We start from the raw sequence: 22,165 nt of genomic DNA, 5'->3' as shown, positions 1-22,165 counted from the left end.
AGGGGAGTAGAGATGATTCAAATTCAATCGTTAGATCATGTGTTTAAAATTGGGAAAAAGGGCAGGGAGAACGAGATTCCTGTACTCAAAGACATTGACTTGTCTATTAAAAGAGGCGAAATTGCATGTATCGTCGGACGAAGCGGTTCGGGGAAATCAACTTTACTGAATTTAATATCGGGATATATTACGCCAACAAGCGGACAAATTATGGTTGATGGCACCAATGTGACCGGCTTTAATGAGAAAGAATGGGCAGACTTTCGGTTAGATCATTTTGGCTTTATCTTTCAAAGCTTTCAATTGATCGGGAGTTTAACAACATATGAGAACGTTGAACTTCCGCTCACTTTAAAAGGTGTGAAGCCGTCTGAGCGAAAAGTGAAAGTAAAGGAAATGCTGAAACGAGTTGGTCTTGAACATCACGCAGGACATTATCCTAATGAACTGTCAGGTGGACAGCAGCAGCGTGTGAGTATTGCAAGAGCCTTGATCCTTAATCCGTCTATTATTTTAGCAGATGAACCAACAGGCAGTCTGGATTCAGAAACTGAAGGCGAAATTCTAGCCTTTATCCAGCAGCTTAATCGTGAAAAAGGAATTACATTTGTCATCATTACACATGACGATGAAGTCGCTTCAATCGCAGACACAACGTTCCAGCTTCATGATGGTGTATTAAAGAAAGGGGATCAGTCCATTGAAATTTAGAGATCAGGTCAAATTCATCAGAAGAAATATGAAGAAAAATAGATTGCGTGTGTTTATGACCATACTTGCAACGACAATGGCATGCTCTTTCTTAATCGTTCTAGCGTCAGTTGGTTTTGGTCTGCAAAAATCGGCTCAAGATGAAATCATGAAACAACAAATTATCACAGAAATTAAAGTGTTAGGCAAAGAAAAAGGTGACGTCAAGGTTGACGATTTAAAGAAATATGATCATGCGAAATCTGTCGTTGCAAGAACGTCAATCATTCCATCGGTTCACGTCGAGCTCGATAATCGCTCAAGTGATACGCAGGCTGTAATGACAGATATGAAAGAAGAAAAAGAGGCAGGTCTTGAACTAGACCGTGGAAAAGTCCCAACATCGGCGAATGAAATTGTAGTTGGGTATCAAATGGCAGAACAACTTTGGACGGAAAAAGAACGAAAAGACTATGAAAAAGAAATGAATCAGACATCAAATGGTGAAGAGACACCGGAAGAGCCAAAAGGCTATACGAAGGAAATTTTAAACAAAGTCATTCAAATCAAGGTACCAAAACTGAATGAAGAAAATGAAGTGGTGAAAGAAAAGACGTTCGATTTCCGTGTCGTCGGTGTATTGAAGAAACCGAATTTGGAGTGGCAGCAGGATCATAAAATTCTTATTCCGAATGCTTATGAAAAAGAATTTAGTCAAGTGCTCGATCTGTCTCCTGATGCAGGAAATGTCGAAAAAATGACGTCTGTCTATGCTGATAAGTTCGACAATGTCGGTGCGCTCACAGATAAGCTGACAGATGACGGCTATCAAGTCATCTCTGTGACGAATCAGCTTGAAGGAATGGATATGTTCTTTACAGTCTTTAAAATTGGACTCATCTTTGTTGGATGTATTGCGGTCATTATTTCGGCGATCGGCATTTTCAATACGATGACAATGGCCGTAACAGAGCGGACACAAGAGATTGGGATCATGAAAGCCATTGGTGCGAATCCTTCCATTATTAAGCGAATGTTCCTCATGGAAAGTGCTTATATTGGAGTGATTGGATCGATCATCGGGATCATCATCTCGTACATCATTAGTTTCGCAGTGAATTTAATCATTCCAGCGATTTTGTCTTCCATGTCTGAAGGGGGATCCAGTGATCAATTCTCGATCACCTTCTCCTATATTCCGCTAAGCCTTGTGGTCACAGCAACAGTGATTAGTGCAGGAGTCGCCATTATTTCTGGACTCAATCCAGCACGTAAGGCGACAAAAACGAATGTATTAACAGCATTAAGAAGAGAAATTTAAAGAAGAACCTCCTGTACCTATAGTGGGCTGACAGGAGGTTTTTTTATCGTCAAAAGATGTCTATTGCTTTGGTGCCCGGTACCCTGCACGCTCAGCTTCTTCTACGGAGCAGAACATTTTGGTCACGTTTTTTGTCCGTGAGTAGTATCTGCTACTTGGTGTGTGATAGATGCCGTTGACACTTCCTTTAATATTACAGGCGGCAGATTCTTTTTTTGTTTCTTTTTGTGACTCATGACCGCCAGTATTGGCCCCATCATCTTTAGGAGCAGATCGCTGGGCCGATGACGTGGTGTCTTTGTTTACTTTCTGGTGTTCTTTTTTGAGTGTTTCGTTTGTAGAGGTGAGCTTGTCTATTTTCTCTTCAAGCTCATGGATGGTTTTTTCTTGCTGTTTGACTGTCTTCTTTTCGGAGGTGATGTTTTCTAATTTCTTGGATAGCTTTTCTTTTTCTTTGGTCACGTCTTCTAAAGAGGCCGTCAGCGTTTCTTTGTCTTCCTTTAGACGAGAAATATCAGATGCTAATTGTTTTTGCTCTTTCAGCAGCTGTTCAGAAGATGGATCTGCTTGTGCTTTCGGAGCACCTGTGCCGGCAAACGGTAATGACATAATAGAAAAAACAAGACCAATGGTCAAAAAAGGATAGAAGAGTTTTTTTGAAAAGATTGGTTGATTTTGGTGTTTAAGTAATAAGAAATTGACGGCATATCCTATGGCGAAACAAATACATAAAAGACCTATGATGAGTAACATCATCATCTTGCAGCCCCCCTATATCGCTATTTACACCTATCATACCTCATTTTTCCATTTTGGGGAGCGGTTCAATTAAAAAAACCCTGTTTAAACAGGGTTTTCAGCGTGTAGACAAACCCTCGCATTCGGTGTCAGTCCTGTGTGCCGGTGCTCACGAATGTGAAATTCGCTCCGCTCCGGTACTCGTCCTTCCTAGACTGCAAAGGTTTTCTATCACGCTGAAAAGAAGACAAAGGGCTAAAATAAAGATCATTTTAGCCCTTTGTCAACAATCTGAAACCCTATTTATACAGGGTTTTCAGCTAATGGCAATCCTTTGATTGCTTCTTTTACCGTTAAATAAGTGATCGTATTCTGGAAGTCTGTATCTAAGTCTTTCATTTTCATCGCAAGCTGTGGTTTGATCCCAGTGATGATGAGTTCAGTTCCAGTTAAGTTCAGCAGGTGATGCAGTTTGAAAATTCGCGCTGCAACGGAATCATCGACATCGATTAAACCAGAAAGATCTACAATTAAATAATCATCCTTTGAATCTTCTAATATACAAGTTAACTTCGCGACGATGGCATCAAAGCGTTCTTCTGATAATTTTCCGATGAGTGGAAGAGCGGAAACACCATTTTTGATTGGGACAATTGGCGTCGACAGAGAGGTGACTTCCTGTAAGGAATCTTCTAGGAGTTGTTCATATTCTTTCTGCTTTGTAATGTCCTTTTGAAAGCCAATAAAAAATGTTTTGTCATCTTGTTCAATGTATAGAGGATCTATATTGAGTTCATTCCAAAAAAAAGTACCGTCTTTTTTATAATTTTTGAGCTGTGTGGTAATAGGTGTTTTGTGTTGAATTCCGTGACGTATTAAGTCAAGTTGCTCTTGATTTGTGTCTTTTCCTTGGAGGAATCGACAATTACGTCCAAGAATCTCATCTGGTTTGTATCCAGTCATTTGTGTAAAGCCATGATTCACATAAACAATAGGGTTATCCTCTAAAGAAGGGTCTGTAATGACAACACCAATCCGCGCATGATCCAGCGCTTTTTTTATGAGTTCAAGCTGTTTTTGCAAGCCGAAGATGTTCGAGCTGACCATATTACCCTCCTTTGCTGCTACTATCAGACATTTAAGATGGTTTTTTTAAAACCAAATGAATTCTTTTTAAACGTAACATAACATATGTTCTGTTTCAATGATTGCAATCGTTTTGTTAAATTTGTCATCATAGTTTGTCCTCCATTAGAATAGAGTAAGTAAGGAGACTTTTCATTAGAAAAAGAAGGGATCATTTGAGGAAAATTCATAAAATGACAAAAATAGTTAATATGGATTAGGTAAAAATGATTCCAATGCATCAAGATTGTTTTTGGGTCATTCACATATAATGGAAGAAACAAGCTTTTTTTCTTCGTTAGAGAGAATAGACCTTTTACATGGATTATGACGGAACAGCAGAATGGCATTACAGGGGGCTGGACAGCCTGAAGTCGCTTTACTATTCTAAGGGCTTTAGGAAGGTGATGAAAATGCTGCAACAAGTCATTATTGCTTGCGCCATTGGAGGGGTCATGGGCATTCTCGGTCACGTAAAGAAAAAAGGCAGGCTAGAGAAGCCCAGAATGACAAAGAAGTTTATTTATCTAGGGTTTATTGAAGATTGGCTCGTTGGGATGATTGCTGCTACACTGCTTGTCTTATCCTCAAATCCCGAATCTAGTCTGCACTTGATCATCTTATCCATTATTTCAGGTTACGGAGGAGAAGCAGTTCTGCGAAGCTTCGATTTTGTGAGAGAAGAACGTTCACAGGATGCAGGCTCCAACCGTCATAACCGATCTCCACACGAATAATATCCTCACTTTACCCTAGTCTAGGGTACATTCCCATTGTATACAAACCTGCTTGCACTTATGATCATAATTCTATAAAATACTACTTAGATGACGGTTACGATAAGAACAGTGAAGAGGAGTAGTAGGAAAGCAGTATTTGTCTTTAGAGAATTGACGGCTGGTGAAAGTCAATCAAATCTGCTTCTGAACTCGCCTCAGAGTTGCAGTTGCGTTAAAGCTTCTGTCGCATGTCTGCGTTAAAGATATTAAGTGAGCGTATGAACAGTTCATGACGCTAACAAGGGTGGTACCGCGGGAACCAAAAAATCTCTCGTCCCTTTCTAGGGATGAGGGTTTTTTGTTGATTTTAGAAAAATCTGAATTCTTGCAGTGGTCATCTGTGCAGATAAAGCCGTACACATTAAAGGAGGTTTTCACATTGAGTTTTCAGCATCGGGAAATTGAAAAGAAGTGGCAGGATTATTGGCTGACACATAAAACATTCGCCACATCTGACTCGGAAGATAAGCCAAAGTTTTATGCGCTAGATATGTTTCCTTATCCATCAGGAGCAGGGCTTCATGTAGGGCATCCTGAAGGATACACAGCAACGGATATTTTATCACGTATGAAACGTATGCAGGGATACGATGTTCTTCATCCAATGGGATGGGACGCATTTGGTCTTCCAGCGGAACAATATGCGCTGGATACAGGAAATGATCCAGCTGCATTTACAGAAGAGAACATTAATAATTTCCGCCGCCAAATTCAATCATTGGGCTTCTCGTATGATTGGGATCGAGAAATTAACACGACAGATCCGAATTATTATAAATGGACGCAGTGGATTTTCTTGAAATTGTACGAAAAAGGATTGGCGTATATTGATGAAGTACCTGTAAACTGGTGCCCAGCACTTGGTACAGTCCTTGCAAATGAAGAAGTCATTGATGGGAAAAGTGAGCGCGGAGGGCATCCTGTTGAAAGACGTCCAATGAAGCAATGGATGCTAAAAATTACAGCATATGCGGACAGGCTATTAGAAGATTTAGAAGACATTGATTGGCCTGAAAGCATCAAAGACATGCAGCGCAACTGGATTGGACGTTCTGAAGGTGCACATGTTCACTTCGAAGTAGAAGGACATGACGAACAGTTTACTGTGTTTACAACACGTCCTGATACACTATTTGGTGCAACATATGCCGTTCTTGCACCAGAGCATACACTAGTTGAAAAAATTACAACAGCTGCTCAAAAAGAAGCAGTTGAAGCATATATCAAAGAAATTCAATCTAAGAGTGACTTAGAGCGAACAGATCTTGCTAAAACGAAAACGGGCATTTTCACAGGTGCTTATGCCATCAATCCATTGAATGGGGAAAAGATGCCGATCTGGATTGCAGATTATGTGTTAGCCACATATGGCACTGGAGCGATTATGGCAGTTCCTGCTCATGATGAGCGTGATTATGAATTCGCCAAAACATTCGATCTTCCAATCAAAGAGGTTGTCGAAGGTGGAGACATTGACAAAGAAGCCTACACAGGTGATGGAAAGCACATCAATTCTGATTTCTTAAACGGCTTAGGGAAAGAAGAAGCAATTGAAAAAGCGATTGCATGGCTGGAAGAACATCAAAAAGGTGAAAAGAAAGTCACTTATCGTTTAAGAGACTGGCTATTCAGCCGTCAGCGTTACTGGGGAGAGCCAATTCCAATTATTCATTGGGAGGATGGAACATCTTCAGCTGTTTCAGAGGAAGAGCTTCCACTGATTTTGCCTAAGACGACGGAGATTAAGCCAAGCGGAACAGGTGAATCACCTTTAGCGAATATTAAAGATTGGGTAGAGGTCGTCGATCCAGTGACAGGTAAAAAAGGACGCCGTGAAACCAATACGATGCCACAATGGGCAGGTAGCTGCTGGTACTTCTTACGTTATATTGATCCACATAACACAGAAGAACTTGCATCGCCTGAAAAGCTGAAGAAATGGCTTCCGGTTGATGTGTATATCGGCGGAGCAGAACATGCTGTACTGCATCTTCTATATGCGCGCTTCTGGCATAAGTTCTTGTATGATATCGGTGTTGTCCCAACAAAAGAACCTTTCATGAAATTGTTCAACCAAGGAATGATCCTTGGAGAAAACAATGAAAAGATGAGTAAATCCAAAGGGAACGTTGTCAATCCAGATGATATTGTAGAATCTCATGGTGCAGATACATTAAGACTGTATGAAATGTTCATGGGGCCTTTAGATGCGTCAATTGCTTGGTCTGAAACAGGTCTTGATGGTGCTCGTCGTTTCCTAGATCGTGTATGGCGTCTGTTTACAAATGAAGATGGCTCCATCAGTGATAAAGTGACAGAGCAATCTGGCGGGCCATTAGAGCGAAGCTACCATGAAACCGTCATGAAGGTAACGGATCATTATGAAGGCTTACGTTTCAATACTGGGATTTCACAATTAATGGTGTTCATCAACGATGCATACAAGGCTGACACACTGCCGAAAGAATATGCAGAAGGCTTTGTGAAACTTCTTTCTCCAATTGCACCGCATGTAGCGGAAGAGCTTTGGAACAAACTTGGTCATGAAGGGTCTATTTCTTATGAAGCATGGCCGCAATATGATGAGTCAAAACTTGTCGATGATGAAGTGGAAATTGTCGTACAGCTAAATGGAAAAGTGAAAGCAAAATTAACGGTTCCTGCTGATGCAACAAAAGAGCAGCTAGAAGAGCTTGCGAAAAATGATGCACGGATAAAAGAACAGCTTGAAGGGAAAACAATCCGTAAAGTGATTGCGGTTCCTGGAAAACTTGTCAATATTGTCGCGAACTAATGAACGCACCCATCGGTTGATACCGGTGGGTGTTGTTTATTTCCCGGGACATAATTTTGTCGAAAACAAGGTGATTCCCCCATCAATCTCGTATTTAACAAGTTGATCAAGAAAATGAGGAGTGACGTCGATGGAAAAGAAAAGCAAACGTGAACAACTGCTCAGTTTATTAGGGGAAATGCCGGAGCGCCATCGTGTAGAGGCGTATACGTTAAAGATTGAGGAACGTGAATCGTACTTAGTAGAAACACTCATTCTCTCTATTCATGGGGTGGAGGAAGTTCCGGCTTATTTTGTGAAGCCGAAAGATACAGTGAAAAAAAGGCCTGTTGTCTTGTTCCAGCATTCTCATGGTGGGAATTATGTGGATGGGAAAGAAGAGTTATTGAAGGGGGCTCATTATTTGCAAGCGCCTTCATACGCAAAAGAATTCACTTCAAAAGGCTATAGTGTGTTGGCGATTGATCATGCGGGATTTGGTGAAAGAAGGGGGAGAACAGAAAGTGAAATTTTCAAAGAAATGCTGTTAACAGGAAAAGTGATGTGGGGCATGATGCTGTATGAGAGCATGTGTGCAATTGATTATTTGCTGTCCCGCTCTGATGTGCTTCCAGAGCGTTTAGCTGTTTTTGGGATGTCAATGGGCGGCCTTCTTTCCTGGTGGACGGCAGCACTTGATGAGAGGGTCAGTGTGTGTGTGGATCTTTGCGCACAGGTTGATCATCACACATTGATTGAAACAAATCATTTAGATAGACACGGTTTTTACTATTATGTACCGAGCTTAGCTAAGCACTTTACAGCAGCTGACATCCAAGAAATGATTTTCCCAAGACCGCATTTAAGCTTAGTTGGAAAACATGATCAGCTTACACCTGCTGAAGGTGTTGGACGAATTCAACAGACATTAAGTCAAGCCTATCAAGCTGCTTCCTTAAAGGAACGTTATCAGCTTGTAGGTTTACATGCAGGTCATTTTGAAACGGCTGCTATGCGCCACGAGGCTACACGTTTTTTGAAAAAGTGGCTGTAATCAATAGACGGCATGGACATACTACTCCGATAGAAGATGAAGGAGGAAACAGATGAAAAAAATCACCATGATTGGCGGATGTGGTGTCATCGGACGTTTATTAACTAAAGAGATCTCTTCGGAGTATGACGTGACCATCATTGATCAAACAAGATGTGTAGAAGAAGTCATTTTTGCAAATGCGACAATTGAAGAGGAGTTGTTTCAAGCCATTCCAAGAGATACAAATGTGATCATTCATCTTTTAAACATAGACATGACGCATGATGTGATGAATGAAAAGGAGTTTGCAAAAATGAATGAGGTTTTTTGGATAAGCACGTATAATATGTTTCGTTCAGCGGCCAGGTTAAGCATTCCAAAAGTCATTTTTGCAAGCAGTAATCATGTGACAGATCGCTATGAAAAAGATGGTCACTCCTTACTAGGGCGAGAAATTACGACTGATGATGTACCAGCAACGAAAAATGTGTATGGCATTTTAAAATTTGCTTCCGAACAGCTTGGGCGTTTGTTTCACGATCAAACAGGTATGTCTGTCATCAATTTGAGAATTGGAACCGTCGTGACAGATGAGATGGAAGGATTGCACACCAAAAAAAGAACGAAACGAACGCTTCTTTCACATGAAGACCTTTTCGGCATGATCAAGGCTGCCATCGAAACGGACGTTCCATTCGGGACTTATTATGCCGTATCAGAAAACGAAGGAAAACCTTGGTCTACTGAGAAAACGAAGCTGGAGTTAGGCTACAGGCCAGATGTCAATACGGCAGAAATTCTGAAAGAAAACGATCAGGCATAGGGCATAATCATGACATTAGCTCATGATCTTTTTCTTTTCATTGATGAGGCTAAAAGCACGAATGGCATGATCATCTCTGTGGTCTGTCATGATGATTATAGACGCTTTCTTCCCCCGTTTGTTACATTTTAATCACGATATCGTCAAAGGCTGCAGCTTATGTTCAGACGAAATGATAACGCTTACAAAGAAAGGGCGTGATGAACATAGATCGTTCTATTAAAGGCCGATTGTTCAATGTATTTAATTACTCTTTTCTACTCATGTTCGCATTAATATGTGTGCTCCCGTTCATCCATGTCATTGCCGCCTCTTTTGCGACAGTAGAAGAGGTCATCTCAAAGAAGTTTATTTTGTTTCCAACGACGTTTTCTCTAGAGGCCTATCGCTATATCTTTTCTACAGATATTGTGTATCGCAGCCTGATTGTATCCATTCTTGTGACATTCGTTGGAACAGCGGTCAGCATGTTTTTATCCTCACTCATGGCGTATGGGCTGTCTCGTCAGGAGCTAAAGGGCCGAAGAACCCTCATGTTTCTCGTTGTCTTCACGATGCTATTTAGCGGAGGGATGATTCCGACGTTTATCGTCGTGAAAACACTTGGGCTACTTGATACTTACTGGTCACTCATTCTACCAGTGGCCATCAATGCATTCAATTTGATCATTTTGAAAAACTTCTTTCAAAACATACCAGCAAGCCTTGAAGAATCAGCGAAGATGGACGGCTGTAACGATTTAGGGATCTTCTTTAAAATCGTCCTGCCACTTTCTTTGCCAGCTATTGCGACGATTTCACTTTTTTATGCCGTGACGTATTGGAATACGTACATGACAGCCATTTTATATTTAAACGATTCGGTGAAATGGCCAATTCAGGTCCTGTTAAGACAAATCGTCATTGTATCAAGCGGTATGCAGGGAGATATGTCAGATATGGGCTCATCAACACCGCCGCCAGACCAAACCATTAAAATGGCGGTCATCGTCGTGGCGACCATTCCCGTTCTGCTTGTCTATCCATTTATTCAAAAGCATTTCAACAAAGGGGCATTACTAGGTTCTGTAAAGGGTTAAAAAGATGGAATAACGGAGGGATCTTATGGGGAGAAAGAAATTATGGCTGATTGCCTTTGTTTTGTTATTTGCCGCAAGCGGTATTCTGTCAGCTTGTTCAAGTAAAGGGGCAAGCTCATCAGATGAAAAGGTTGATTTAGACAAAAAGGTGAAGCTGTCATGGATGGCGATTTTGTATCATCAGCAGCCGCCAAAAGATTCAGTGTTAGAAGAGATTGAGAAGCTTACAAATACAGAGCTTGATATTACGTGGGTGCCTGATGCGGTGAAAGAAGACCGTTTAAATTCAGCACTTGCCGCAGGGAACCTCCCGCAAATTGTGACGATTCAAGACATTAAGAATTCATCTGCTATCAATGCGTTCAGATCAGGCATGTTCTGGGAAATCGGTCCATACTTAAAGGATTATCCAAATTTAAGTAAGATGAACGAACTGATTAATAAAAATGCCTCTATCGATGGGAAGCTTTATGGCATTTATAGAGAGAGACCACTTTCAAGACAAGGGATTGTCATTCGAAAGGATTGGCTTGAAAATTTAAATTTGGATACACCAAAAACGCTAGAAGACCTTTATGAAGTAGCCAAGGCATTTACTGAAAAAGATCCGAACAAAAATGGCAAGGACGATACGATTGGTTTTACAGACCGTAACGATTTGATTTACGGTGCATTTAAAACGCTTGGTTCTTATGAAGGAATGCCAACAGATTGGAAAGAAGAAAACGGCAAATTTACGCCAGACTTTATGACAGATGAGTATATGAATACAATGAAATATATGAAAAAGTTGCGTGACAATGGCTATATAAACAAAGACTTCCCAGTCACAAGCAAAACGCAGCAGCAAGAATTGTTCTCACAAGGAAAAGCGGGTATCTATGTTGGAAATATGGTAGATGCAGTGAACTTAAGAGATGATGCAACAGATAAGAACATGGAAGTGGATATTATCAACCGAATCAAAGGCCCAGATGGCAAAGAACGTGTATGGGCATCAGGCGGCCATAATGGCATCTTCGCCTTCCCTAAAACAAGCGTCAAATCAGAAGCAGAGTTAAAGAGAATTTTGGCTTTCTTTGACCGCATTGCAGAAGAAGACGTGTATGGTCTCATGACGTATGGGATTGATGGAAAGCATTATAACAAACAAGATGGAAATACATTTGTGAGGGAAGAAAGCCAAGTGAAAAGCTGGCAGACAGATGTACAGCCGCTTGTCAGCCTCGTAGGAATTGACAAACGTTACTTGAAAAATAAAGGCGATGCAGTTCGTACAAAATATGAAGAGCTAGAAGAAGACAATAAAAACATCATTGTCGCTAACCCTGCTGAAAGCCTGTATTCAGAAACAGCATCAGAGCGAGGAAATGAATTGAAGAAAATCATCGATGATGCGACCTATAAGTTCATTCTTGGTGATATCAACGAAGAACAATTTAAGAAAGATGTAGAGAAGTGGAAATCAAATGGTGGAAATAAAATCATAGAAGAATATGAAGCTTCCTTTAAAAAATCAAAATGATGAACATGAAGACCCCCGCTTAGTAAAAAGCGGGGGTGTTTTCATTAAAAATCGAAGTTGTCTGGATCAGGACCAATTCGTTTATTTTCATTTAAGTCAGACAGGCGCTTCATATCCTCATCAGATAGGACAAAATCAAAAATATCGGCATTTTCTTTTAAACGATGGGCTTTCGTTGATTTAGGAATCGTAATGACGCCTTTTTGCACATCCCAGCGCAAAATAATTTGAGCAGGTGTTTTGCTGTATGTGCCCGCAAGCTCCGTGATCAGCGGGTGGTGCAGCAGCTCTCCCTGCATAAGTGGTGACCAGGCTTCCATTTGGATACCATGTGTTTTCAAATACGTAAACAGCGTTTCCTGCGTGAGTTTTGGATGAAACTCGACTTGATTAATTGCTGGAATGATGTCCGCATCTTTCAATAATTCGTCTAGATGATGCGGCTGAAAGTTACTCACACCGATGGCTCTGACTTTTCCTTCACGGTATAGCGTTTCAAGCGCGCGCCATGCTTCTTTGTATTTTCCTTCAACTGGCCAGTGAATTAAATACAGATCAAGGTAATCAAGTTGAAGTTTTTTCAGGCTGTCTTCATATGCTTTTAGTGTCGCTTCATATCCTAAATCGGCATTCCACACTTTGGATGTCACAAAGATGTCTTCGCGGCGAAGGCCTGTTTCTGCTAGACCAAGTTGTATGCCTCGTCCAACACCTTCTTCATTGCCGTAAATAGAAGCTGTATCAATACTGCGATATCCTAATTGAATGGCTGTTTTAACAGCTTCAATTAATTCCGTTCCCTCTTCAACCTGAAAGACCCCAAGACCAAATCCTGGCATGCGGACGCCGTTGTTTAATGTTTTTGTACTTTGTAAATCGTTCATTTGAAAGACTCCTTTACATGGTTTGTTTGTATTCTTTTTGTTCGATTTGATGACTCACCATCGTGAGTATGGCCGCCATGAGCACCATGATGCCGCCAACCCAGCCGGTATGCACAAGCCCAAGGGTATCTGTCACGATGCCGCCTAAAAATGAACCAATGGCGATACCTGCATTAAAGGCAGCGATATTCAGAGCGGAAGCAACATCGACAGCTCCAGGTGTATACCTTTCTGCAAAATCAACGACGGCAACTTGAAGGCCGGGTACATTCATGAAAGCAAACAGTCCCATCAGCATCACAGTTCCAATCCCGAGTGTCATAAATCCAGCAGTAAAGCTAAGGATAAACAAGATGAGACTTTGAATGATAAACATATAAATCAGTGCCTTCATTGGCTGTTTATTCGCTGCTTTTCCGCCAATGACATTCCCAGCGGCGATGGTCATCCCGTATAACAGCAGGATCAAGGCAACTGTTTCAGGCGCAAGACCTGTCACATGCTGCAAGAGAGGGGATAAATAGGTGAAGACGACAAAAGTTCCTCCATACCCTGTAGCAGTAATGACAAATAAAAGCAAAATTCTTTTCGTCTTTAATAAGGCCGCTTGATCCTTAAACGTTGTTTTCACGCCCTGTTTCAATTGAGACGGAACAAGGAAATAGTTAGAAATCAGTGCGATTAGGCCAATCATGACAATCACACCAAATGACGTACGCCAGCCGAGCTCATGACCAAGAAACGTACCGAATGGCACACCGGTCACAGTAGCGACTGTTAAACCAGTGAACATAAAGGCAATAGCGCTTGCCCGCTTTTCTTTCACCACAAGGCTTGCGGCAATGGTCGAGCCAATCGACATAAATACGCCATGTGATAGGGCTGAAATCACTCGTCCGATTAAGAGCACAGAAAAAGTTGGGGCAATCGTGGCGAGTGTATTTCCGATCAAAAAGACGAGCATAATGAGCAAAAGCAATGTCTTTTTTTTCATCGTTGACGTAAGTGAGGTTAGAATTGGCGCGCCAAAGGTAACACCGAGCGCATATAAAGAAACGGTCCAGCCGGCCTGGCTGACACTCACGCCAAAGTCTTCTGAGATCATCGGCAGAAGACCTACAGAGATAAATTCAGTTGTACCTATAGCAAATGCACTAATCGCTAGTGCGAGAAGGGCAAAGTGATTTTGTTTGTTTTGCATCTTGATTCACATCCTTCTTTCATGACATTTTAATAGACGAAGCCGATCGGCAAGAGTTATTATCTAACATAGATGACAGAAAAAAAAGTACGTACTTTTTTGTAATATAGGTACTAAAAAGTGCCTGTACAGCATCAAAAGGAGTGAAGCGACGTTGGAAAAGAAGAAATATAATATCTCTGTGGAGGCAACGCTTGAAGTGATCGGCGGGAAATGGAAGTGTGTCATTTTATGTCATTTAACACATGGGAAAAAGCGGACGAGTGAACTGAAGCGCCTCATGCCAAATATCACGCAAAAAATGCTCACACAGCAGCTGCGAGAGCTTGAAAATGACGGCGTGATTAACCGCATTGTATATGAACAAGTGCCGCCTAAAGTGGAGTATGAATTAAGTGAATACGGACAGTCACTTGAGCGAATTTTGAATGCGCTATGTGATTGGGGGGCAGCCCATATTGAACGAGTGTATGGCGAGCCGCTTTCAGTGCTGGAAGACAGTATTCTAAATGAACAGTTTAAATAAAAAAGTCCCGCTTCTTGTGAGAGCGGGACTTTGCTTTATGTGCCTTTTTTCTGATCACGGTATTTTCCAGGCGTCGTGCCTTCCAGCTTTTTAAAGGAGCGGATGAAATTTTGCGGATTTTTGTATTTTAGCTTTTCCGAAATTTCTTTCACCGACATATCCGTCTCCACCAACCAGTTTTTGGCGACATGATGTCTGTAAGACGAGAGATATTCACTAAAGGAGATATCCATTTCTTTTCTAAAAATACTACTTAAATAATTTGGATTGTAGTGCAGGCGTGTAGCGATTTCGTCCAATGTCAGATCTGAGTCAAATTCTTGATGAATGATATGAATGATTTTCTCTGAGATATTTTTATATTGAGAGTCTTCACGCGCGCCGAGCTGATCAATGATGGGTCGAATGATCTCATGTTTCAGCCACGCTTCTGTATCTTCAAACGTTTTAAACTCAAAGATCGTATCATAGAGCATTTTATTATCTTCGACTTCAAACAATTCAATGCCTAGCAAATGCATCAGCTCGATGAGATTGTTTAAAAAACGAGCGAGAGCAATCTGGTACTCATGTGGTCCAGCATTTTTAGAAAAAATGGATTGCAGAAGCACATGTAAATAGTGATCTGCCTTGCCTTGATCGCCTGCTTTAATGGCATCAAATAAATCATGCTGCAGCTGTTTTGGGAAGTGAGTCTTAAACGTCTTTCCTTGCTGAATATGCTCGTATAAAAGAATGGATTTTTTCTCTGCCTTGAGCCTGTATTTCAAGGCTTCTTTTCCCTCAATATAAGCATGTTTGGCCATAGAGAGCTCTTTAAATGAGCGACTGATCCCAATGCTGATCGACAAGCCCAGCTCTTCCTCAATCCGCTGCTGAATTGTTTCGGCTAATTGATTTAAATATTCAGTAAATTCCTCTTCTGACTTCGATTGATTGAGAACAATCGTCGTTTGATGCTGATTGACAACGGTCGGCTGAAGGTGCTCCTCTAGCGGAATAATCTGCTCAATCAGTCCATTTATCGCAAATAAAAGCAAGTCTGCATCCTTTTTTTCATACGGCGTTCCTTTTAGTGTATCGATTTGGGTCACAAGCATGGACAAATGGGACCAGTCACGAGGAAAGCCTAGACTTTGAAATCGGTTGTGAATCTCTTCTTCCGTCAGCTTGCCAAGCAGCAGCCGCACCATAAAGTATTGCTGTAAGTGTGTCACTTGCTGTTCAATTCGTTCCTCTAGATCATTGTTTTGATCTTTCATTTGTTTAATGCTCGATTCGATGAGCTCAAATTCATTTTGGAAAGGCTGTTTATGCAAAAACGACTCATTACGTGCAAAGGATTCGTATAATAAGCGAATCGGTTTATAAAAGTGTCTAGAGCCAAACCATGAAAATAATAATGAAAGCGCTAACAAAATAAAGCAAATAATAAAGGTGATCCACCCAATTGATTTCGTTTGCTGCTTTAGTTCTGGAATGGAGACAAAGGATAAGTATGTCCATTCGTTATAATCTGATTTTTGAAACGTAATTTGATAGTTTAGTTCATCGATTTTCATATCAAATTGTCCGGATCGTTCTTCAAGTGACAGGACATGTTTGACGAAATCTTGATTTTTTAACGAGTCACCAATTTGTTCTTTTCGATTATGTAGCAGCACTTTTCCGTTTGTATCAATGACAAACATACTATCAGATTGAGAGAAATCAGGCATGTTGTCAGCAATCACGCAGCTTGGAATGCTGGCTACGGCGATCCCCTTTTTTTGGACACTATTCATCGGAAGCTGCTTGATTAAATTCACATTGTATTTGCAAAAGGATGTCTTTCCTTCTTTTGTTGAGACAAGTGGATTATTTTCTTCAAGTGCCCAGCTGGAATGACTCGGAATATTGAGGTAAGAGGTTAACGCTTTCTCTTGATCTCCGTTTGAGACATGATAAAGACCAGAATTGTTCATATACCAATCTTCCATTTTACTAACAAGTGTAATATTGGAGAGATCGGTGTCGAAGGTTTGCAGGTAATTCAGTTCTTGTTGGACTTGATTATAAAGTTGGAATTGATCTGGATTTAAAGGTTCTGCCAGTGTTTGAAGGAGAGGCGGCGAACTGACATAGTGAGTGAGAGAATGATCTACTGTCTTTAGAATATGCTCAATATTGGATTGCGTTTGTTTGACGCTGTCCAGCTTTTCATTTGAAATATTTTCGAGTGCAGTTTTTTGCGAATGCTGATAAGAAAAAATACCGACAATAATAACAGGAATCGTACTAAGCACGAAAAAAAACGTCACCAGCTTGTAATAAAATTTATACTGCTTTCTTTTCATAAAACCCCCCATTTCAAACGAAACAATCTTTTCCCCTTAGTTTATTAATCCAAAAATCTGGTAGGTTTGTCAATAATCATTTTCTGAGATTAGGATCATTTTCTTATGTTTTATGTAACGTTTTGAGTAGCTTCCCCTGAGTAAATATGATCTGATGATATGATTGTAGACGGATTTTTCATCCTTAAGATACAGTTAACACATGCATCAGCATGAGGGGAGGCTTTATCTGTGAAAACACAGGATGTCACTGCCAAGGGTGTGCCTGCGGCAGCTTTGAAAAAAGAAAAGAGAAAGCGCTTACTTAACCAATTACTTAGTCAAAAATTTCTGTATTTAATGATTTTGCCAGGGCTCCTTTATTTTCTTGTCTTTAAATATGTACCTATGTGGGGGCTGATCATTGCCTTTCAAGATTACCAGCCATTTCTCGGAATTCTTGGCAGTGAGTGGGTTGGCTTCAAACACTTTATTCGCTTATTTACAGAACCAACATTTTTCATCTTATTAAAAAATACGCTCATTTTATTTGCCATGAATGTCGTGATTTTCTTTCCGATTCCGATCTTATTAGCTCTTCTTTTAAACGAGGTCAGATTGGCACTGTTTAAGAAATTTGTTCAGACGATGATTTATATTCCTCACTTCATGTCATGGGTGATTGTCGTGTCCTTATCTTTTGTTTTGTTAACGGTAGATGGCGGGTTAATCAATGAATTGATTGCTTTCTTTGGAGGAGAAAAGATTAACTTCCTTCTTAGCCAAGAATGGTTTAGACCCATGTACATTTTGCAGGTAATCTGGAGAGAAGCGGGTTGGTCAACCATTATTTATCTTGCAGCGATTACAGCAGTAGATCCGCAGCTATATGAAGCAGCAAAAATGGATGGAGCCGGCAGACTTAGACAAATGTGGCACATCACCCTTCCTGCGATTAAAAGTGTCATTGTTGTACTGCTCATTTTAAAAATCGGTGATACGTTAGAGCTTGGATTTGAACATGTCTATTTATTACTCAATGCGACCAACAGGGAAGTCGCAGAGATTTTTGATACGTATGTGTATACAGCTGGTCTGAAGCAAGGACAATTCAGCTATAGTACCGCTGTTGGTTTATTTAAAGCAGCCGTTGGACTTATTTTGGTCATGATGGCGAACCGTTTAGCGAAGAAGTTTGGAGAAGAAGGGATTTATTAAAAGGGGAGATGAAGACCAATGACATTATCGATTGAAAAGGGATCACCGCTTGAGCATGCAGAGAAATTAGCACAAACAATAATGAAAGCGTATACACCGATTGAACTTCCGCCAGCTGGAAGGTGGCACTATCATCAAGGGGTTTTCCTTTGCGGAGTGATGAAGCTTTACGAAGCAACAGAAAACGAGGCGTACTTTGATTATGTGAAAAATTATGCAGACTCACTCATTGATGACCATGGGAATCTGTTATTCCGAAGAGACGAGCTTGATGCCATTCAAGCAGGGCTCATTTTATTCCCGCTGATTGAAAGAACGGGAGAGAAGCGGTATGTGAAGGCAGCAGAAAAGCTTCGGGGGCTTTACCGGACGCTGAATCGGACGTCTGAGGGTGGTTTCTGGCATAAAGACAATTATGCCTATCAAATGTGGCTAGATGGTCTTTATATGGGTGGACCTTTTGCTTTAAAGTATGCCCAGTTGACAGGAGAATCGGAGCTGGTGGACATGGTCATCCATCAAGAGCATCTCATGAGAAAGCATACCAAAGATGAAAAAACGGGCCTTTACTATCACGCATGGGATGAACGGAAAGTGATGCCATGGGCTGATCAACAGACGGGCTGTTCCCCAGAATTTTGGGCAAGGTCCTTTGGCTGGTATGTCCTTGCGTTAGCCGATATGATCGAAGATTTACCAGAAGGACATGAAGGACGAAAAGTGTGGAAGGACACACTGACAGATATGCTGGAAAGTGTGGCAAAATATCAGGACGACGAAACGGGTCTATGGCATCAGATCCTTGATAAAGGAAGTCATAGCGACAACTGGCTTGAAAGCTCAGGGTCATGTCTATTCATATATGCGATGGCAAAAGCCATGAATGAAGGATATGTCAGTCTTCGATATGTTGATCACGTGGTCAAAGCGTATCAAGGGTTGATTGAATATAAAACGGAGGAAAAAGACAACGGCGATTTTACGGTGAACGATATTTGTATTGGAACATCTGCGGGATTTTATGACTATTACGTTGGCAGAGAGCGGAGCACGAATGATTTGCATGGAGCAGGCGCTTTTATTATGGCGTTAACTGAACTAGAAAAGCTGTCTGTGTTTCAAAAGGTATGAGGCGGCATCAAAGGGCTGTGGCATGGCTCTTAAGCTTCATCGCTGCCTTTTATTTGTCCGCCTGTCAGGGGAAAACAGAGGGGATTGATGTCCTTATTTTTTCTGACATGTCAAAAGCAATGAAAGATCAATTAGTGGAGAAAGCTTTTCAACCAAATCAGGAGACATACGACGTTCACATCTTCCCTGCAATTCCTGAAAAACTTCTTGTTGAAATTACTGCAAAAGAGGGGGACGTGATGTTTGTCCCGGAAGAAATGTTTAGAACATATGATGACCCTGAAAGCTTTCAGCTGCTTGAAGAGATGCGGGTAGATGGCGAAGGGGCAGGACCATATACGGTAGAAGATGCAAAGACGGGAAATACAGTCGATTATGCGGTCCAAATCAAGAAAGGAACAAAGCAGCTAAATGGCTATACCTTTCGATTACACCGAGATATGGTCGCCTTCATACCTGTGTATGCGGAGAAATCTAAAGAGGCACTGTCTCTCATGAAGCAGCTTCGTGAAAACCAATAGAAAAAGGGGTGGGGAATGTGAAAAGGGTCGCCGTTTGCGGGCTCAGTCACCGTGCTTTCAATATGTTTATCAAACCGCTCACCGAGGATTTCAATGAGCATTACAGGATTACAGGGCTCCTAGATGTAGATGAGAAGCGGTATACACTTTGTCAGGAGCGTTTTCCATCACTAAGGGGCGTCTCATTTTTTCATGAGGATGCATTTGGTCAGATGGTGAAGGAAGCAAGACCAGATATCGTCATTGTGGCGGGGCGAGATGATACACATGTCACATATATCCTGCAGGCACTGGATCATGATCTGGATGTCATAACGGAAAAGCCGATGGTCACAACAGCAAAAGACGCCAAAGAGGTGATGGAAAAAGAGGCAGAAAGCAAAGGGAAGGTCACCGTCACCTTTAATTATCGCTACAGTCCATTCCACCGAAAGATAAAAGAGCTTATTTTAGATGGAAAGATTGGCAGGGTCACGTCTGTTGAGTTAAGCTGGCTCATTGATACGTATCACGGAGCCAGTTATTTTAAAAGGTGGAACCGCTCGCGTCAATATTCAGGTGGTCTGTCTATTCATAAATCGACCCATCACTTTGACTTGGTCAACTGGTGGATTGATCAAAAGCCGAAGCAAGTATTTGCCTATGGCGCACTGAATTATTATGGGGATGAAAGTCCTTGGAATCCTTTGCAGGGTGAAGAGAATCGATATTGTGGAACGTGTCATGTAAGAGATACCTGTCATTATGAAGCAAGGTGGAATCCGCGGGTAGAGCGCACAAAGGTGGAGGATGACCATATTGAATCAGGTGAGCAGCAGTCAAAGCAATACTCGAATTATCGCCCGGATGCCTGTATTTTTGATCAAGAAATTGATATTGAGGATACATACGTGGCGTCAGTGGCTTATGATCAGGGGGCTTTGTTAAGTTACTCGATTCAATTTTCAGCGCCATATGAAGGCTACCGGCTTGCAATTAACGGGACGAAGGGACGGATTGAAACAAATGAGTTTCATGTGCCATCGAGAATCCCATTTCAATTCCCTGAACAGACAATTGCATACTACCCGATGTTTGGTGGAAAAGAAACGATTGAAGTTGTGAAGCAATCAGGTGGTCATGGAGGCGGAGATCCGCTATTATTAGCAGATTTATTTTTAGGAAAAGATCCGCTCATTCCTTATGACATTTCGGCAGGAGCAGAGGCGGGTGCTTATTCCATTGCGCTTGGCGAAGGCATGTGGCGCTCAGTTGCAGAAAAACGCCCGATTGAAATAGAAGAATTGTTTCAAAAAGAGACGGTGTAACGAGAAAGAGAGGAGGGACGAGAGATGGATCATGATGGATCAATGAGCAGAATGCTGCGCATGTGTGAGTGGGTGATGAGACTTGGTTATACGAATTTGTTATGGCTTTTGTTCACTTTACTTGGGCTTGGAATCTTTGGCTTCATGCCTGCAACAACAGCGTTATTTTCTGTGATGAGAAAGTGGATACAAGGGCATGAGCAAGTCAGCGTCTTTCAAACCTTTTGGAAAGTATACCGCGAAGAATTTGTACGCTCTAATGTCATTGGAGTGGTGCTGGTCATCATCGGGACAATTATTTATGTAGACCTTGCTTATATTTATCCAACGAGCTGGTTTTTACACGTGCTTCGCTTTGCGATCTATATCTTTGGTTTCCTGTTTATTGTCAGCTTGTTTTATATCTTTCCGCTGCTGGCTCATTATGATTGGAAAAAGCGTCTTTATTTGAAATTTTCCCTTCTGCTTGGCATCTCGTATTTGCAATATACGCTCTCTATGCTCGTTTTCTCGGCTATTCTCTTTATCCTATTTGCTTATTTGCCAGGGATCGTGCCGTTTTTTAGCATCAGCATTCTCGCATATGGCCACATGTGGCTAGCCTATCAAGTGTTTAAAAAGATAGAGTTTGAAAGCGAACAGCCGGCAGTTGATGTGAAGAAACGATTCCCGTCTTTCCTTCAATCCAAGCGGGTGAATACGCAGTGACGTGTATGATTTGCTATAATGGTGTCACCGTGATTAAAAGGAGAGATGAGAGTCGTGTCTGTAAAAGAAATTTCAATAGAAGAATTAAAGCAAAAGCTAGAGCAAGAAGAAGCCATTCAGCTCGTCGATGTGCGTGAGGATGAAGAGGTAGCAGAAGGCATGATTCCAGAGGCAGTCCATATTCGAATGGGCGATATTCCTGAGAAGCTAGATGCGTTTGATAAGACGCAAGAGTATTATATTATTTGCCGTTCTGGTAAACGCAGTGAGAATGTCTGCTATTTCTTAGAAGACCAAGGCTATCAAGCAACCAATGTCGTTGGCGGCATGCTTGCATGGACAGGAGAAACAAAACCGAAGCTGTAAAAAGAAGTCCTTTCATCGACAAGATGGAAGGCTTTTTTTGTTCATATGTCCGTCTCTATTTGCATAAAAATAGAGTAGCAAGAGAAGGGAGAGTGGCAT

General features: G+C 41.3%; 20 protein-coding genes and 1 other annotated feature. Of the genes, 15 read left to right on the top strand and 5 right to left on the bottom strand.

Annotated elements, in window-relative coordinates; all coding sequences use genetic code 11:
- Nucleotides 1-12 precede the first annotated feature (12 nt).
- Complete coding sequence (locus MHB38_RS14190; RefSeq protein WP_007501890.1) at nt 13-711, top strand: ABC transporter ATP-binding protein; 699 nt, start codon at nt 13-15, stop codon at nt 709-711.
- Entirely contained in the window at nt 701-2,011 is a 1,311-nt protein-coding gene (locus tag MHB38_RS14185) for an ABC transporter permease (RefSeq protein WP_331832451.1), read from the top strand. Before MHB38_RS14190 ends, MHB38_RS14185 begins: the two co-directional genes overlap by 11 nt.
- Before the next feature lie 60 nt (nt 2,012-2,071).
- On the opposite strand, the gene MHB38_RS14180 is transcribed toward MHB38_RS14185, so the two are convergent.
- Both MHB38_RS14180 and MHB38_RS14175 read right to left on the bottom strand, forming a co-directional pair.
- Nucleotides 2,072-2,770: a sunset domain-containing protein gene (locus tag MHB38_RS14180; protein WP_025207835.1), complete on the bottom strand. Its 699-nt coding sequence runs from the start codon at nt 2,768-2,770 to the stop codon at nt 2,072-2,074.
- A gap of 282 nt (nt 2,771-3,052) precedes the next feature.
- Complete coding sequence (locus MHB38_RS14175; RefSeq protein WP_050827596.1) at nt 3,053-3,856, bottom strand: PAS domain-containing protein; 804 nt, start codon at nt 3,854-3,856, stop codon at nt 3,053-3,055.
- A 425-nt stretch (nt 3,857-4,281) separates the two neighbouring features.
- Here MHB38_RS14175 and MHB38_RS14170 point away from each other — a divergent pair, with 425 nt between their 5' ends.
- From MHB38_RS14170 to MHB38_RS14145, 6 genes are all read left to right on the top strand, one after another.
- Nucleotides 4,282-4,611, top strand: a complete 330-nt coding sequence (locus MHB38_RS14170; protein WP_008343006.1) for a DUF4257 domain-containing protein — start codon at nt 4,282-4,284, stop codon at nt 4,609-4,611.
- 102 nt (nt 4,612-4,713) lie between these two features.
- Nucleotides 4,714-4,935: a binding site (T-box leader), on the top strand.
- A 97-nt stretch (nt 4,936-5,032) separates the two neighbouring features.
- Complete coding sequence (gene leuS, locus MHB38_RS14165; RefSeq protein ID WP_048001444.1) at nt 5,033-7,447, top strand: leucine--tRNA ligase; 2,415 nt, start codon at nt 5,033-5,035, stop codon at nt 7,445-7,447.
- Between the two features lie 130 nt (nt 7,448-7,577).
- Entirely contained in the window at nt 7,578-8,480 is a 903-nt protein-coding gene (locus MHB38_RS14160) for a dienelactone hydrolase family protein (RefSeq protein WP_052320995.1), read from the top strand.
- Between the two features lie 52 nt (nt 8,481-8,532).
- Nucleotides 8,533-9,285 carry an NAD-dependent epimerase/dehydratase family protein gene (locus MHB38_RS14155; protein WP_341003759.1) on the top strand — a complete coding sequence of 251 codons (753 nt, stop codon included), beginning with the start codon at nt 8,533-8,535 and terminating at the stop codon, nt 9,283-9,285.
- A gap of 218 nt (nt 9,286-9,503) precedes the next feature.
- Nucleotides 9,504-10,364: a carbohydrate ABC transporter permease gene (locus MHB38_RS14150; RefSeq protein ID WP_113767071.1), complete on the top strand. Its 861-nt coding sequence runs from the start codon at nt 9,504-9,506 to the stop codon at nt 10,362-10,364.
- A gap of 25 nt (nt 10,365-10,389) precedes the next feature.
- Nucleotides 10,390-11,889: an extracellular solute-binding protein gene (locus tag MHB38_RS14145; RefSeq protein WP_052320997.1), complete on the top strand. Its 1,500-nt coding sequence runs from the start codon at nt 10,390-10,392 to the stop codon at nt 11,887-11,889.
- 44 nt (nt 11,890-11,933) lie between these two features.
- Here MHB38_RS14145 and MHB38_RS14140 read toward each other — a convergent pair whose 3' ends face one another.
- The gene (locus MHB38_RS14140; protein WP_007501869.1) at nt 11,934-12,773 is read right to left on the bottom strand and encodes an aldo/keto reductase; all 840 of its coding nucleotides are present in this window, start codon (nt 12,771-12,773) and stop codon (nt 11,934-11,936) included.
- Nucleotides 12,774-12,786: 13 nt separating this feature from the next.
- Entirely contained in the window at nt 12,787-13,974 is a 1,188-nt protein-coding gene (locus MHB38_RS14135; protein WP_341003755.1) for an MFS transporter, read from the bottom strand.
- Nucleotides 13,975-14,128: 154 nt separating this feature from the next.
- On the opposite strand from MHB38_RS14135, the gene MHB38_RS14130 reads away from it, so the two are divergent.
- Nucleotides 14,129-14,500, top strand: a complete 372-nt coding sequence (locus tag MHB38_RS14130; RefSeq protein ID WP_008343017.1) for a winged helix-turn-helix transcriptional regulator — start codon at nt 14,129-14,131, stop codon at nt 14,498-14,500.
- Between the two features lie 35 nt (nt 14,501-14,535).
- Here the strand turns inward: MHB38_RS14130 and MHB38_RS14125 are convergent, their stop codons facing one another.
- The gene (locus MHB38_RS14125) at nt 14,536-16,836 is read right to left on the bottom strand and encodes a helix-turn-helix domain-containing protein (protein WP_019743703.1); all 2,301 of its coding nucleotides are present in this window, start codon (nt 16,834-16,836) and stop codon (nt 14,536-14,538) included.
- Between the two features lie 231 nt (nt 16,837-17,067).
- Here MHB38_RS14125 and MHB38_RS14120 point away from each other — a divergent pair, with 231 nt between their 5' ends.
- The 6 genes from MHB38_RS14120 to MHB38_RS14095 are packed head-to-tail and all read left to right on the top strand — an operon-like array spanning nt 17,068 to nt 22,066.
- Nucleotides 17,068-18,033 (top strand): ABC transporter permease, encoded by a 966-nt coding sequence (locus tag MHB38_RS14120; protein ID WP_008343019.1) that lies wholly within the window; start codon nt 17,068-17,070, stop codon nt 18,031-18,033.
- A gap of 18 nt (nt 18,034-18,051) precedes the next feature.
- Nucleotides 18,052-19,164: a glycoside hydrolase family 88/105 protein gene (locus tag MHB38_RS14115; RefSeq protein WP_341003753.1), complete on the top strand. Its 1,113-nt coding sequence runs from the start codon at nt 18,052-18,054 to the stop codon at nt 19,162-19,164.
- A complete protein-coding gene (locus MHB38_RS14110) occupies nt 19,161-19,685 on the top strand; it encodes a lipoprotein YteS (protein ID WP_341003750.1) in 525 nt (174 codons plus the stop codon). Before MHB38_RS14115 ends, MHB38_RS14110 begins: the two co-directional genes overlap by 4 nt.
- 17 nt (nt 19,686-19,702) lie before the next feature.
- Nucleotides 19,703-20,992, top strand: coding sequence for a Gfo/Idh/MocA family protein (locus MHB38_RS14105; RefSeq protein ID WP_138826287.1), 1,290 nt, complete (start codon nt 19,703-19,705; stop codon nt 20,990-20,992).
- Nucleotides 20,993-21,016: 24 nt separating this feature from the next.
- Complete coding sequence (locus tag MHB38_RS14100) at nt 21,017-21,700, top strand: YesL family protein (protein WP_138826285.1); 684 nt, start codon at nt 21,017-21,019, stop codon at nt 21,698-21,700.
- Between the two features lie 54 nt (nt 21,701-21,754).
- Nucleotides 21,755-22,066, top strand: coding sequence for a rhodanese-like domain-containing protein (locus tag MHB38_RS14095; RefSeq protein ID WP_017358336.1), 312 nt, complete (start codon nt 21,755-21,757; stop codon nt 22,064-22,066).
- Nucleotides 22,067-22,165 lie beyond the last annotated feature (99 nt).

This window comes from Bacillus sp. FSL K6-3176, assembly GCF_038003325.1.
GTDB lineage: Bacteria > Bacillota > Bacilli > Bacillales > Bacillaceae > Bacillus > Bacillus altitudinis.
Note: the sequence above shows the minus strand (reverse complement) of the source record. Positions and strands in the feature narration are given on the sequence as shown.

Bases quoted from the DNA above. Each gene is read 5' to 3' on its own strand.
- MHB38_RS14190 (WP_007501890.1), top strand. From the start codon at position 13: ATGATTCAAATTCAATCGTTAGATCATGTGTTTAAAATTGGGAAAAAG.
- MHB38_RS14180 (WP_025207835.1), bottom strand. From the start codon at position 2,770: ATGATGATGTTACTCATCATAGGTCTTTTATGTATTTGTTTCGCCATA.
- MHB38_RS14175 (WP_050827596.1), bottom strand. From the start codon at position 3,856: ATGGTCAGCTCGAACATCTTCGGCTTGCAAAAACAGCTTGAACTCATA.
- MHB38_RS14170 (WP_008343006.1), top strand. From the start codon at position 4,282: ATGAAAATGCTGCAACAAGTCATTATTGCTTGCGCCATTGGAGGGGTC.
- MHB38_RS14160 (WP_052320995.1), top strand. From the start codon at position 7,578: ATGGAAAAGAAAAGCAAACGTGAACAACTGCTCAGTTTATTAGGGGAA.
- MHB38_RS14155 (WP_341003759.1), top strand. From the start codon at position 8,533: ATGAAAAAAATCACCATGATTGGCGGATGTGGTGTCATCGGACGTTTA.
- MHB38_RS14145 (WP_052320997.1), top strand. From the start codon at position 10,390: ATGGGGAGAAAGAAATTATGGCTGATTGCCTTTGTTTTGTTATTTGCC.
- MHB38_RS14140 (WP_007501869.1), bottom strand. From the start codon at position 12,773: ATGAACGATTTACAAAGTACAAAAACATTAAACAACGGCGTCCGCATG.
- MHB38_RS14135 (WP_341003755.1), bottom strand. From the start codon at position 13,974: ATGCAAAACAAACAAAATCACTTTGCCCTTCTCGCACTAGCGATTAGT.
- MHB38_RS14125 (WP_019743703.1), bottom strand. From the start codon at position 16,836: ATGAAAAGAAAGCAGTATAAATTTTATTACAAGCTGGTGACGTTTTTT.
- MHB38_RS14115 (WP_341003753.1), top strand. From the start codon at position 18,052: ATGACATTATCGATTGAAAAGGGATCACCGCTTGAGCATGCAGAGAAA.
- MHB38_RS14110 (WP_341003750.1), top strand. From the start codon at position 19,161: ATGAGGCGGCATCAAAGGGCTGTGGCATGGCTCTTAAGCTTCATCGCT.
- MHB38_RS14100 (WP_138826285.1), top strand. From the start codon at position 21,017: ATGGATCATGATGGATCAATGAGCAGAATGCTGCGCATGTGTGAGTGG.